Annotated in this window: 11 protein-coding genes and 1 riboswitch; all 11 genes read right to left on the reverse strand. The window is 63.8% G+C overall.

What is annotated here, in order from left to right; all coding sequences use genetic code 11:
• On the reverse strand, positions 1 to 1,611 hold a 1,611-nt coding region (locus tag I8J29_RS27985; protein ID WP_208850649.1), incomplete at its 3' end, for an oligosaccharide flippase family protein.
• A gap of 118 nt (positions 1,612 to 1,729) precedes the next feature.
• Entirely contained in the window at positions 1,730 to 2,272 is a 543-nt protein-coding gene (gene spoVT / locus I8J29_RS27990) for a stage V sporulation protein T (protein WP_208850650.1), read from the reverse strand.
• Between the two features lie 385 nt (positions 2,273 to 2,657).
• Entirely contained in the window at positions 2,658 to 3,401 is a 744-nt protein-coding gene (locus I8J29_RS27995) for an ABC transporter ATP-binding protein (protein WP_338113308.1), read from the reverse strand.
• Positions 3,402 to 3,590: 189 nt separating this feature from the next.
• Positions 3,591 to 4,391, reverse strand: coding sequence for an ABC transporter permease (locus tag I8J29_RS28000; protein ID WP_208850651.1), 801 nt, complete (start codon positions 4,389 to 4,391; stop codon positions 3,591 to 3,593).
• Between the two features lie 5 nt (positions 4,392 to 4,396).
• Positions 4,397 to 5,419 (reverse strand): ABC transporter substrate-binding protein, encoded by a 1,023-nt coding sequence (locus I8J29_RS28005; protein WP_240546543.1) that lies wholly within the window; start codon positions 5,417 to 5,419, stop codon positions 4,397 to 4,399.
• 82 nt (positions 5,420 to 5,501) lie between these two features.
• Positions 5,502 to 5,631, reverse strand: a riboswitch (guanidine-I (ykkC/yxkD leader).
• 143 nt (positions 5,632 to 5,774) lie between these two features.
• Positions 5,775 to 6,470, reverse strand: a complete 696-nt coding sequence (urtE, locus tag I8J29_RS28010; protein WP_208850652.1) for an urea ABC transporter ATP-binding subunit UrtE — start codon at positions 6,468 to 6,470, stop codon at positions 5,775 to 5,777.
• Positions 6,448 to 7,239 (reverse strand): urea ABC transporter ATP-binding protein UrtD, encoded by a 792-nt coding sequence (gene urtD / locus I8J29_RS28015; protein ID WP_208850653.1) that lies wholly within the window; start codon positions 7,237 to 7,239, stop codon positions 6,448 to 6,450. The genes urtE and urtD overlap by 23 nt, the downstream gene beginning before the upstream one ends.
• Complete coding sequence (gene urtC, locus I8J29_RS28020; RefSeq protein ID WP_208850654.1) at positions 7,202 to 8,293, reverse strand: urea ABC transporter permease subunit UrtC; 1,092 nt, start codon at positions 8,291 to 8,293, stop codon at positions 7,202 to 7,204. The genes urtD and urtC overlap by 38 nt, the downstream gene beginning before the upstream one ends.
• A gap of 41 nt (positions 8,294 to 8,334) precedes the next feature.
• Entirely contained in the window at positions 8,335 to 9,243 is a 909-nt protein-coding gene (urtB, locus tag I8J29_RS28025; RefSeq protein ID WP_208850655.1) for an urea ABC transporter permease subunit UrtB, read from the reverse strand.
• An 82-nt stretch (positions 9,244 to 9,325) separates the two neighbouring features.
• Positions 9,326 to 10,603 carry an urea ABC transporter substrate-binding protein gene (gene urtA / locus I8J29_RS28030; RefSeq protein ID WP_208850656.1) on the reverse strand — a complete coding sequence of 426 codons (1,278 nt, stop codon included), beginning with the start codon at positions 10,601 to 10,603 and terminating at the stop codon, positions 9,326 to 9,328.
• A gap of 306 nt (positions 10,604 to 10,909) precedes the next feature.
• The gene (locus I8J29_RS28035) at positions 10,910 to 13,933 is read right to left on the reverse strand and encodes an S-layer homology domain-containing protein (protein ID WP_208850657.1); all 3,024 of its coding nucleotides are present in this window, start codon (positions 13,931 to 13,933) and stop codon (positions 10,910 to 10,912) included.
• Positions 13,934 to 13,946: the final 13 nt, after the last annotated feature.

Below are 13,946 nucleotides of genomic sequence, written 5' to 3' on the forward strand. Positions count from 1 at the left end.
GGCGGCGTTGAACGCCGCCTTGAGCGCGGCCGCGGTCAGCATGAGCAGCGCGGGCGTCCGCGCCGCGCCCAGCCCTTGCAGCACGGCGGCGGCCAGCGCGCTCACGGTGCCGGCAAGCGCCGTGCACCCGACCAGCGCGAACGTCCGCGAGCCGTCCGCGTCCGCGTACAGCATGACGTTCATGGGCTCGGCCAGCAGCGCGAGCCCTACGGCCGCGGCGGCGCCGACGCTCCAGGCGGCGCGCAGCACGAGCGCCGTCTGCCGCCGGATCCTGTCCGCGTCGCCGCTCGCGCGGGCGCCCGCCAGCGCGGGCACGAACGCCCCGCCCATCGCGCCGGCGACCATCACGACCAGCTGCACGAGCGGCTGCCCGCGGCTGTACAGCCCGAACAGCGACATCGCCTCGGGCTGGGCGAGGCCGTCGCCCTGCAGCAGCCGCGGCACGGTGAACGCGTCCACGACGTTCAGCACGGGCAGCGCGAGGGCGCCCAGCGTCACGGGCACCGCCAGCAGGGCGAGCCGCTTCATCAGCGCGGGCAGGCTCGCCGCGGCGGCATCCGAATCGCCGCCTGCCCGGCCGCCGCCCGCCGCGGCGGCTTCCGAACGGCGCCGCTCCCGCGCGTCCGCCCATGAAGCCGCCTCGCCCGGAAGCCCTGGTTCGGCGGACGGCCGCGCGCCCAGAATCCGAACATTCGTCCCCGGGCTTGCGGCCTCGCCCAGGCCGTCGCGGCTCCGTCCCTGGCCGCGCGCCCGCTTCGGCGGCCGCTCATTGCCGCGGTCCGCGGGGCGCTCATTCAGCGCGTCGGCCCCGGTACCGGCCGCGGCCCGCTTCTTCTCCCATGCCCAGTATCCGACGATCGCCGCGAGCCCGGCCGTGCCGCCGATCGCGGAACCCGCGGTCGCGCCGGCCGCAAGCCGGGCGTCGGGCCAGCCGAGCTGCCAGCCGGCGATCAGCAGCGCCAGCATGCCGGCGACGCGCACCGCCTGCTCGGCCAGCTGCGAGGCCGCCGACGGCAGCATATGGCCGCGGCCCTGGTAATAACCGCGGAACGCCGCCATGACCGGGGCCACCCAGAACGCGAGCGACGAGGCGCGGACCGCCTGTACGGCGGCGTCGTCGCCGAGCCAGTCCGCGATCTGGCGCGCGCCCGTCCACAGCAGCAGGAAGCCGGCGATGCCGCACGCCGCCAGCAGCCGGACGCTCGCCGACAGCACGCGCGCCGAGCCGTTCCGGTCCCCGGCGGCTTCGCGCTCGGCGACCAGCAGCGAAATCGCCACGGGAAAGCCCGCCGTCACCATGACGAGCAGCAATTGGTACAAAGGATATACCGCGTTATAAATGCCGAAAACGCGGTCGCCCGCGATGTTTTGCATCGGAATCTTCTGCAGCGTGCCGAGCGCCTTGCTTACCAGCATCGCGCCGCCCATCAAGGCGGCGCCCCGCATGAATCGCGGTCCCGTCCCGCCGCTGCGCCGCTCCGCGCCTTCGCCCTCGCTCCTCGACGATGCCTGTCCATCCTCGTGCCGTCCGTCTTGCCCGCCAAGGGCGCGAACGTCCCGTTCCTCGCTCCCGGCGCCTCCCGCCAAGTTCCCCGCTTGCTTTTGCTTCACGCTTCCGCACCTGCCTGTCTCTTCTCCTGCCCCCATTATACCCTAACGGTCGGCAGAGAAGAGACGCGGACGCAAAAAAGCCCTCCCGAAGGCTGGCCTTCAAGAGAGCTTGTCGTCGTCATTGTTCCATTTGTTTGGCGAGGAAGCCGGCTGCGGTTTCCACCATTTTCGTTTCCATCTGCGACATCTTCGTCGCTTCGTCCTTGCTCAGCAGCACGACCGTTCCGATCGGATCGCCGCCCGCGACGATCGGCGCGGCCACGAACGAGCTGAACGTTTCGCCGACGTCCTTCACGACCTCGAACGAGCCGCCGTTGGATTCCACGACCGTCTTCCGGCTGTCCATGCAGCCCTCCAGCATCGAGCCGATCTGTTTCTCCAGGTACTCCTTCTTCGGCGCGCCGGCCACGGCGATGATGTTGTCGCGGTCCGTGATCAGCGTGATATGATTCGTGCTTTCGGAGAGGGATTCCGCGTATTCCTTGGCAAAATCGCCGAGCTCGCCGATCGGGGAGTACTTCTTCAAAATAACCTCGCCGTCGCGGTCGACGAAGATTTCCAGCGGGTCGCCCTCGCGGATACGCAGCGTACGGCGGATTTCCTTAGGGATGACGACCCGGCCGAGGTCGTCGATGCGACGGACAATTCCAGTTGCTTTCATGTTCTAGTTGCCCCACTTTCCTTGGAAGGTTTTGAATTCGACTGGACGATGGTGATGCCGGCAGAGCTTTATTATTCAAGAGGAGAGAATCCTTGAAAGAGGTGTTTAGCGAACTGACCATAGTATTCATCCCCTCCCATTTTCTTATGCATTGGGCAAAACGCGCCGCGGCCGTCCGCGCGAGGCCGCGAAAGCCTTCGGCGCGGGGCGCGCGACGCGCAAAAAAAACCGCCGCTCATAGCCGAGCGGCGGGATGACGGAAGAACATCAGCGTCACGACGAAACCGAGTACGGTCAACATTCGCCCTCGCGGGCGGGCGGCCTTGCCAATACGTTCCATGGTCGATCTCTCCCCGTGCGGTCGTTTTGGAATATCGATAATCCGTCAATGCTTCAGCAGCGCGCCCAGCTCCCGCTTGAGCGCCAGAAATCCCGGCAGCTCCCGAACCTCCGGCGTCCGCCGGGCGGGCAGCGCCACGTCGAACGTCTTCAGGATCCGCCCCGGATGGGCGCCCATGACGACGATCCGCTGGGACAGAAAGACCGCTTCCTCGATGTCGTGCGTGATGAAGAGCACGGTCGTCTTCTCCTTCTCCCACACCTCGAGCAGCAGCTCCTGCATCTCCAGCTTCGTCTGCGCGTCGAGCGCGCCGAACGGTTCGTCCATGAGCAGCACCTTCGGACGGTTGGCGAGCGCCCGGGCGATGGCCACCCGCTGCTTCATGCCGCCGGAGAGCTGCTTCGGATAGGCGTTCGCGAACGACTCCAGCTTGATCACCTTCAAATAATGGCTGCTGATCGCCCGGCGTTCCAGCGTGGAGACGCCCTTCAGCTTCGGCCCGTATTCGATGTTCTCGCGCACGGTCAGCCACGGAAACAGCGTGTAGCCTTGAAACACCATGCCCCGCTCCGCGCCCGGGCCGACGACCTCCTCCCCGTCCAGCAGCACGCTGCCGTCCGTCGGCTCGTCGAGCCCGGCGACGATGCGCAGCAGCGTCGACTTGCCGCAGCCCGACGGCCCGACGATCGTCACGAACGCGTTCGCGCCGACCGTCAGATCGATGGGGGCCAGCGCTTCGAACCGGCTTTTCTTGGTTTCGTACACCTTCGTCAGACCCGTAACGGCGATTTCGCCCGCTTGTTTCGCGCCTGCGTCCCTGCCCGGGTCCGTGCCGGCCGCCGTCCTTGCCGGACCAGCCGGCGGCAGCGCCTTTTCTTCAACCGCTTCGCGCTTCGCTGCAGCTTCCACCCGCGTTCCCTCCCCGTAAGTCTCCCTGTCGGGAGCTGCTATCCGTTTCTTCCGGCTCGGCCGCCGCGCTTAGGCCCAAGGGAACAATCTGCGGTTCAGGAACGCGAAGATCCGGTCGCTGATCAGTCCGAGCAAGCCGATGACGATAATGCCGACGAAAATTTGATCCGTGTTCAGGAAGCGCTGCGCCTTCATGATGGCGTACCCGAGACCGCTGTTGACCGCCACGAGCTCCGCCACGACGAGGTACGTCCACGCCCAGCCGAGGATCAGGCGCAGCGTGTTCATCAGCTGCGGCTGAATGGCCGGAATGAGCACCGTTTCGATCGCCTTCCACCGCCCGGCGCCGAGCGTGAACGACGCCTGCAGCAGGTCGTGCGACACGCGGCGCGTGTTGTCGGCGACCATCAGCACGAGCTGAAAGAAGCAGCCGAGGAAGATCAGCAGGATCTTCGCCCATTCCCCGATGCCCGCCCATACCATGATGAGCGGAATGAACGCGACGGCCGGCATGTAGCGGATGAATTCCATCGGCGGCTCCACGAACGCTTCCCCGAGCTTGAACGTGCCGGCGAGAATGCCGAGCGGAATGCCGACGGCGCAGGCAAGCGCGAACCCCGCGGAGACGCGGAAGACGCTGATGCCGATGTGATGCCAGTAGTCGCTCGTGCCGAGCAGCGACGCCATCTCCCGCAGCACGAGGTCCGGCGCGGGCAGGAAGACGGGATTGACCGCCTTCCCGTAGCTGAGCGCGGACCAGAGCGCGAGCAGCAGCAGGAACGACAGGCCGGCGGCGAAGGCGAACGGCCTTCCGCCGATGTCCTTGAACATTTGGAACAGAGGTGCTTTCCGGCGTCTCTTCGCGGTCATCGTCCTCACTCCTTGGCGGCTTTCTCGACGAACCTCGCGTCGAACAACGCGTCGAAATCCTTAATGTCGCCGACCATGTCGAGCTTCTTCAGGAAGTCGGCCGTCGTCTTGGCGGTGAAGCTAAGCGAGGTATAGTCGTTATCCCGCTTGCCGAACGCCTTCACGTTGTCGTCGGCTCCGAACAGCTTGATGCCCGAGAGGCCCTGCTTGAAGTCCTCCGGCGTCGTCTCCGCCTTCTCCGCCATCAGCTTGATGGCTTCGTCCTGATGGGACTTGAAGTAGTTGAGCGCCTCGAACCAGGCGTCGACGATCTTCTGGATGTCGTCCGGCCGGTTTTTCACGACGCTGTCGCGGAAGACGAGCAGGTCCGGAATGAGCCCCGGCGTGTCTTTGGAGGAGAACAGCACCTTGCCCTTGCCTTCCTTGACCGCGGTCGTCTTGAACGGCTCCCACAGCACGGAGGCGTCGGTCTTGCCGGAGATGAACGCCGGCCCGGCGTCGTTGACCGTCATGTTCACATAGTTGACGTCCTTCTCGCCCATGCCGTTCTGGGCGAGCGCCGTCAGCAGCAGCAGATGGTCCACCGTGCCGAGCTCCGTCGCGACCGTCTTGCCCTTTAGCTCTTGGATCGACCCGATGTTCGTCTTGCTCACGATGGCGTCGCCGCCGAAGGAATTATCGTTGACGAGGACGGCCTTCAGCCCGATGCCCTTCGAGGCCGGCGCGAGCGTGTCGCTGAGCGTCTGGCTGTTCGCGTCCACCTTGCCCGTCGCGAGCGCCTGCAGGGAGTCGCTGTAGACGGGAAACCATTTCAATTCGACGTTCACGCCGTGCTTCTCGAAGAAGCCCTTCTCGTCGACCAAGTACCAGAAAAACCAGCCCGGCCACGGGCTGAGCGCGATCGTGATCGGTTCGCCCGATGCCCCCGAGGACGATTCCTTGGCCCCTCCGCAGCCGGCCAGCGTCGTCAGCAGGACGGCCAGCGCCAGCACCCCGGCCATTCGTTGCCTTGCTTTCCCCATCTTCATACGTCCCCACTCCCCTTCTCTCGCTCGGGCTCCCGGCGGACCGGATGCCTCCCGCGTATAAAAAGAAAAAGCCCAAGGAGAGATCTCCCAGGCTTTTGTCCTTCCGTGTTATATGGGTCCGCCGGGCCGCGCGGTTGCGGGACGGAGCGCCATACGCCGCCTCTTGGACCAGACTGACCGCGAACGGTCACGGAACCCTAGACAGCCTATCGTTCCCAAGGGATGTCGCGTGCCGGGAACCGATTTGAAGTTGTGAGGTAACCTTACATTTATCTGTATTGTAAAAGCCGACCTCTGCATGTGTCAATACTTATGTTAGGTTTTATTACATAAATCCGATTCACCGTTCCGCGAATCACACCGTCAAGTAGTGCCGGATCACCTCGTCGTTCACGTCCTCGAGGCCGCCCTCCCAGGCGACCGCGCCTTTCTCGAGGATGTAGAAGTAGTCGCCGACGCTCTTCACGAACTCGAGGCTTTGCTCCGCGAGCAAAATCGCGGTCTTCCCGTCCGCCTTGATGGACCGGATGACGTCGCGGATATCCTCGACGATGGACGGCTGGATGCCTTCGCACGGCTCGTCGAGCAGCAGCAGGTCCGGCTCCGCCGCCAGCGCCCGGGCGAACGCGAGCTGCTGCTGCTGCCCGCCGCTCAAGTCGCCGCCCCGACGATCGTACATCGCCGGCAGCGCCGGGAATTTCGCGATCGCCGATTCCGGAATCGCCCGCTTCTTCGCCGCCGATGCCTCCAAGCCGAGGAACACGTTCTCGAACACGGTCAGCTGCGGAAATACCTCGCGGCCCTGCGGCACGTAGCCGATCCCCTGCTTCGCGCGCTGTCCCGGCGGGCGCTTGGTAAGATCGGTCCCCTTATAGGAGACCGAGCCTTTGCGCGCCTTCAGCACGCCCATGATGCTCTTCATCAGCGTCGTCTTGCCGACGCCGTTGCGCCCGAGCAGGCAGACCACCTGCCCCGGCCTCACCTGCAGCGTGACCCCGCGCAGGATCACGCTTTCCCCGTACCCCGCTTCAAGCTGTTGAACGGCCAGCATCGGCATCCCGCCTTTTCCCCAGATACACTTCCGCGACCCGCCCGTCGCGCTGCACCTCGTCCATCGCGCCTTCCGTCAGCAGCCTGCCCTCGTGCATCACGGTCACCTTGCTCGCGAACGTGCGCACGAACTCCATGTCGTGCTCCACCACGATGACGGAGCGCGTTTTGCGGATCTCCCGCAGCAGCTCGCCGGTCCTCGCCGTCTCGTCGTCGGTCATGCCCGCCACGGGCTCGTCGAGCAGCAGAATCTCCGGCTCCTGGAGCAGCATCATGCCGATCTCGAGCCACTGCTTCTCGCCGTGCGACAGTCCGCCGGCGCGCAGCCGCGCCTTGTCCGCGAGGCCGATCATCTCCAGCTGTGCCGCGATGCGATCGCGTTCCTCCGGGCGCAGCCTCGCGCGCATGGCGGCGAAGACGCCGCGTTTCTGCTTCATCGCGAGCTCCGCGTTCTCGTAGACCGTGAGCGACGCGAAGATCGACGGCGTCTGGAATTTGCGCCCGATGCCGAGCTCCGCGATCCGATGCTCCTTCATGCGGGTGATGTCGATCGCGGCCGAGGCGCCGAAGAGCACCTTCCCCGCGGCCGGCTTCGTCTTGCCGCAGATGACGTCGAGCAGCGTCGTTTTCCCGGCGCCGTTCGGCCCGATCAAGAACCGCAGCTCCCCGCGCGCGAGCGCTAGATTCATCCCTCGCACCGCCTTGAAGCCGTCGAATTCGACGGTCACGTCCTCACACCGCAGGATAACGGACTCCGTCGGCTCCTTCATCGGCCGCCCTCCTCCTTCCGAAGCCTTTCGTCAGCAAGCCGAACGCCCCCGCCGCGCCCTTCGGCAGGAACACGACGACCGCGACGAACAGCGCGCCCATGAGCATAATCCACATGTCCGGGTACGATTCGCTGAACGCGCTCTTGGCGTAATTGAGCAGCACCGCGCCGAGCACGGCCCCGATCAGCGTGCCGCGGCCCCCGATGGCGACCCACAGCACCATCTCGATCGACGGCACGATGCCCATCATCGACGGCGAGACGATGCCGACGTGCAGCACGAACAGCATGCCCGCGAGCCCGGCCAGCCCGGCCGAGCAGGCGAACGCGGCCGTTTGGTAGACCGCCGGGTCGTAGCCGAGAAACCGAACGCGGTTCTCGCCGTCCCGGATCGCCCGCAGCACTTTGCCGAAACGGCTCTTGACGAGGAACCGGCACAGCAGGAACGCCCCGATCAAGACCGCCACGGTCGCGAAGTACAGCCACCGCTTCGTCTCCGGCGCCCCGAGCGAATGGCCGAGCAGCTTGCCGTAGCCGGTGAGGCCGTTGGTGCCGCCCGTGTACGCCTGCTGGCCGACGAACAGCGTCGTCGCGATGATGACGAGCGCCTGGGTCAGGATCGTGAAGTAGACCCCGCGGATCCGGTTGCGGAACGTGAAGTAGCCGAGGAACAACGCGAGCAGCACCGGCAGCAGGACGCCCGCCGCGACCGCGAAGCCGAGCGATTCGAACGGTTTCCAGAACCACGGCAGCCTCGTCAGCCCGCTCCAGTCCATGAAATCCGGCAGCCGTCCGCCGCTCGCCTCCAGCTTCAGGTACATCGCCATCGCGTAGCCGCCGAGCCCGAAGAACACGCCGTGGCCCAGGCTGAGGATACCGGTATAACCCCAGATCAGGTCGAGCCCCAATGCCACGATGGCGTAGGCCAGAAACTTCGCGAGCAGGTTGAGGCGAAAATCGCTCAATGCGAGCGGCGCGCAGAACAGCGCCGCCGCGGCCGCCGCGTACGCGGCCAGCAGCCAAAGCCGCCGCGCCGGCAGGATGCGAATAGGCATGACGTTCTCCACCTTTCACGGGCGCCTTCGCCCGGGATGTATCAATTGTCGAGCGAGCGGGAGCGCAGCGCGACGAAGCCGCTCGGCCGCCATTGCAGAAACGTGACGATGCCCAGAAACACGATCAACTTCCCGAGCGAAGCCGTCGTCCAGTATTCGAACAGCGTATTGGATAAGCCGATGCCGAGCGCCCCAAGCACGGTGCCGGCCAGCTTGCCGACGCCGCCGAGCACGACGACCATGAACGCGTCGACAATGTAATACGTGCCGATCGACGGCCCGATCGGCCCGATCAGCGTAAGCGCGCAGCCCGCGACGCCCGCGATGCCGGAGCCGAGCGCGAACGTCGCCGCGTCGACCCGGCGCGTCGATATGCCGAGGCAGGCGGCCATCTCGCGGTTCTGCATGACGGCCCGCATGCGGCGGCCGGCCGGGCTCCGGTAGATGTACAGGTACATCGCGAGCAGGCAGACGATGACAAGCCCGATGATGAACAGCCGCTTGTACGGAAGCACGATGTCGGCCCCGAAATGAAGCCCTCCGTCCAGCCAGGCCGGGCTCTTCACGCCGACGTTCGGCGCGCCGAAGACGCTGCGCGCAAGCTGCTGCAGCATCAGGCCGACGCCCCAGGTGGCGAGCAGGCTGTCGAGGGGCCTTCCATACAGGAAGCGGATGAGACCTGTCTCGAGCGCCAGGCCGAAGACGAAGGCCGCCAGGAAGCTGGCCGGAATGGCGAGCGCGAAATACCAGCCGAACGCCGAGGCTGGCAAATAATCGGCAAACAGGCTCTGCACGACGTACGCCGTGTACGCCCCGATCATGATCAGCTCGCCGTGCGCCATGTTGATGACCTTCATCAGCCCGAAGGTGACGGACAGCCCGAGCGCGATGAGCAGCAGGATCGAGCTGACGCTGATGCCGTTGAACAATTGAACAATCGTGACGTCCATGCTTTCCCTCCTCATGGAGAACGAATGGAACGGCGCGCGGGCGGCCGGAGAACATGCGCGGCGAGCCGGCCGCGCCGCCCCGTCAACCGCCCGTGCTCAGACTCTTCGCCCAGTCGTAGCCTTTCAGGTACGGATCCGGCTTGACCGGCGACCCCGAGTTCCACACTTCCTTGAACTGGCCATCCGCCTGCACTTCGCCGATCCGCACCGTTTTGTACAGGTGCTGCGTCTCGCCGTCGATCTTGACCTTGCCCTCCGGCGCGTCCCATTCCAGCTCCTTGGCCGCTTCCTTCACGTTGCCGACGTCCGCGGAGCCGGCCTTCTCGACCGCGGCCGCCCACAGGTACACCGCGTCGTAGCCCGCTTCGATCGGATCCGCCGTGACGCGGTCGCCGCCGTACTTCTTCTTGTAGTTCTCGACGAACGTTTTGTTCGCCGGCGTATCCGTCGTCTCGTAGTAATTCCAGGCGGCGAACGTGCCGGCCAGGACGTCGGCGCCGATGCCGCGGATTTCTTCCTCCGCCACGGAAACCGACAGCGTCGTCAAGTCGGACGATGCAATCCCCGCGTCCTTCAGCTGCTTGAAGAACGCCACGTTGCTGTCGCCGTTCAGCGTGTTGAACACGACGTCCGGCTTCGCTTCCTTGATTTTGGCGATGACCGTCGCGTAATCGGTATGGCCGAGCGGCGTGTACGCTTCGCCGGCCAGCTCGCCGCCTTCGACCTTCAGCTGCTCCTTGATGATCTTGTTCGCCGTTCGCGGGAAGACGTAATCGGAGCCGAGCAGGAAGAACTTCTTGCCTTTGTTCTCGAGCAGCCACGACACCGCCGGAACGATCTGTTGGTTCGTCGTGGCCCCCGTGTACATGATGTTGGGCGACTGCTCGAGCCCCTCATACTGGACGGGGTACCAGAGCAGGCCGTTCAGTTCTTCGAAGACCGGCAGCATCGCCTTCCGGCTCGAGGAGGTCCAACCGCCGAAGACGGTCGCCACTTTATCCTCGGAGAGGAGTTTTCGCGCTTTCTCCGCAAACGTCGGCCAGTCGGAAGCGCCGTCCTCGACGACCGGCACGAGCTTCTTGCCCAGGACCCCGCCGTTTGCGTTGATTTCGTCGATCGCCATCATTTCCGAGTCTTTGACCGACACTTCGCTGATCGCCATCGTACCGCTAAGAGAATGAAGAATGCCGACCTTGATTTCTCCGCCGCCGCTGTCGCTCTCGCTGCCGCCGTCGCCCGTTTTGGTGCCGTCCGCATTTGCCGCCGTCTTCGCCGCGTTCTCGTTCTTGCCGCAGCCCGCCAGCGCGAGCGTCAGCGCCAGCAATACGAATGCACCGCTTCTCCAAAGCTTTCCCTTCATTCTCCCACTCCCCATCCGCTTCTCTTCTCTAATCCGAACGTTTAATTGGATATCATTCCCATCGTTCGTGGGATCATTATAAAAGCGTCTTTGCCTTTGTGTCAATAAAGTTTACATAAATGGTATAAATTTCACGATAATCGAGAAAACCATCCTTTCAATCGCCTTATTTCGACTCATTTTATGTTAGGTTATATTGACTTGTACGATATTGGGCTCCAATTACATCCCATTAATATGACACATACTTTTCGAACAACAAAAAACAACCGTCCTCCCGTAGGAGAACGGTTGTTCATCATTCGTTTAAGGCAGTACGGGCGTTGCCGTCAATTCGGCGTTTTCCGCAACGTATACGTTTCCGTCTTTGTCTTGGATCTTAATAACAGCTTTGGCCGGCGTCGAGAAGTCATAGGCCGTGCTCGTCCACCACTCGTTGCTTGCCGCTTCAGAGCGTTGGACAAAGGCGGCGTTCAATTGCCCGTCTTCGCCTCCGTACTCGATGTCGTCGCTTTGCAGCTTCGCGATCTGATCCTGGACGGCTCTGCGTTTGGCAAGCGTGACCCCTTGCTCGTCCAAGAGCGCTACTTCGATACTGGCGATATTCGCATAAGGGAGCTTGGTCGTATCGAGTTTAAAGCCCACGTTATACGCCTCTTGATCGGCCCAGTATCCGAAGTCCTGTGCCGTCACGATTTCCGCGGAATTCTGTGCAAGGACAGGTTCCGGGGCGGCGGACGACAGAACGGAGTTGGTCACCGTATACACCTTATTATCCTTGTCCTTGATCGTAATGACCGCCTTCGAAGGAAGCGACAAGTCGTATGCCGTGCTCGTCCACCATTCATTGGCGGCCGCCGCCGGACGTTCGATGAAGGCCGCGCTCAACTGCCCATCCAGTTCGTCGTAGGACTCATCGTCCGCCTTCAATTTCTCCAATTGCGCGCCCGTCGCGATCCTCGTGGCCAACTCACGCCCTTGTGCATCCTGCAGCGCGACTTTGATGCTTGCGATGGCATCGTAGCTCAGCTTCGACAGATCAATCTTGAAGCCGACATTATACGCCTGCTGGTCGCGCCAAAACCCGAAATCTTGCGTCGCGACATAGTCCGCCGCATCCGGTACCGTGACTTCCGGCGCCCCTGGGCTCAAACTGCCGTTCACGACGGTGTACGTCTTGTTGTGCTTATCGGTGATCGTAATGACCGCTTGCGAAGGCGCGGCAAAGTCGTACGCCGTGCTCGTCCACCATTCGTTGCTTCCCGCTTCGGCGCGCTCGACGAAGGCCGCGCTCAGCTGTCCGTCCAGACCGCCGTATTCCTGATCGTCCGCTTGCAGCTGCAGCAGCTGCGCGCCCGTTGCCGTCCGGCTTGCAAGCTCTTGGCCCTGATCGTCTTGAAGCGCGATTTTGATGCTCGCGATCTGCGCGTAGTTCAGCTTGTCCAAGTCGATATGGAAACCGACGTTATACGCATTCTGGTCCGCCCAGAACCCGAAATCCTGCGCTTGCACGAACGTCTCCGGATCCTGTACCGGAACCGGCTCGGCGACCGGATTGACCGTGCCGTTGCTGACGATATACACGTTGTTGCTCTTATCCGTGATGGTCACGACCGCTTTCGAAGGCGCGGTAAAATCGTAGGCCGTGCTGGTCCACCATTCGTTGCTTGCCGGCGCGGAACGCTCGATGAACGCGGCGCTCAGCTCGCCGTCCAGGCCCGCCCCGTACTGCGCGTCGTCCGCTTGCAGCTGCTCGATCTGCGCGCCGGTCGCGACGCGGTTCGCCAGCTCGTTGCCTGCCGCGTCCTGCAGAGCGACCTTGATGCTCGCGATGTTCTCGTAGCTCAGCTTGCTCAGGTTGAGCTTGAAGCCGACGTTATAAGCGTCTTGATCGCTCCAGTAGCCGAAATCCTGCGTCGTGAGATACTCCGTCGGGTTAGCTACGACGTTCGGACCGCTTGGAGCCGGCGGAATATAGCCGCCGCCCGCCGGTGCCTGCGGCAGGATGACCTCGTCCTTCTTCAGGCCGTCCAGTTGGCCGGGCGCCTTCGTGAACGAAGAGCCCTGCGCGCCGTCCTTCGCCGTCACGCTCGCGATCGTGCCGTCGCCGAGCATCTTGGTCACGGCTTCCAGCACCAGCTGCACGACGCGCGCTTCTTGACTGATCTCGATCTCGTTATTGTTTGCGCCCGGCGCGGTGGCCAGATGGTCGATCGAGCCTTCCGACAGCTTCACGCTGATTTGCGTCGAATAGACGTTGACGTCCTCGAATTGACCGACCAGATTCACCGTCGCGTCCGCCGGGAGCTCCTTGGCCAGCTCCACGTCCGTGAAGCCGTTCCCGGTCAATCCGGACTCCTCGAGCTTCGCGGAGGATTGCACGACGACGCTGCCCGCCTGCGTCGTGCCTTCGGCCACGATCCGGACGGAACCGTCCGCCTTGTTGACCACGATCTTGACCAGCACGGAGTCGACGAAATGCACCGAGTTCGCGCCGCCGCCGCGGACATAGGTCGTCCCGGATACCTTCACGTTCTTGATCGTCGCGTCGCCCGCGCCGATGCCTTCGGCCAGGATGAGGTCGCCGTGAACGACCGCGTTTTGAAGCGTGACGCCGGCCGCGCCGATGACGACGTCGCCCTCGATGACTTGCGGCGCCGACGGATCGGTCGAGCCGTATACGCCCGCTTGATTATACGTCACGGCAGCCGCCGACGCCTTCGCGTCGAGCGCCGCTTGGATGAGCACGACCGCTTCCGCCCGCGTCATGGCGCGCTTCGGCGCAAGCAGGCCGCCCGGCAGGCCGTTCAAGATGTGGCGGTCGACAAGCGACGCCAGGCTGTCCTTGCTCCATGCGGCCGCGTCGTCCTTATCCTTGAAGGACGCAAGCGCTTCCGCTTGCGCCGGCGAGAGCTTGAGCACGCGCGCGATCATGACCGCCGCTTCCTGACGGGTGACGGTGTCGTTCGGATGGACGGTATGATCGGGGGAGCCGATCAGGTAGCCGGCTTTCACGGCTTTGGCGATATCGCCGTAAGCCCAGCTCGACGCGTTCAAATCCTTGAAATCGATGGACGCTTCCTCGGTGAACGCGAACAACCGGTTGATCATGGCCGCGAACTGGGCCCGCGTCACCGATTCGTTCGGACGGACGGTGCCGTCGTCGAAGCCTTTCAGGTTGCCGCTTGCGATCCACTGCTCCAATTGCTTCTGCGCCCAATGCCCGTCCACATCCTTGAACGACGATTGATCGGCGAATGCGGAAGCCGGACTCATGGCGAGCGTCAGCCCGAGCAGGCCTACTGTTGTACGACGTAATTTCTTAGACATAAGATCCTCCCAT

The organism is Paenibacillus artemisiicola, assembly GCF_017652985.1.
GTDB lineage: Bacteria > Bacillota > Bacilli > Paenibacillales > Paenibacillaceae > Paenibacillus_Z > Paenibacillus_Z artemisiicola.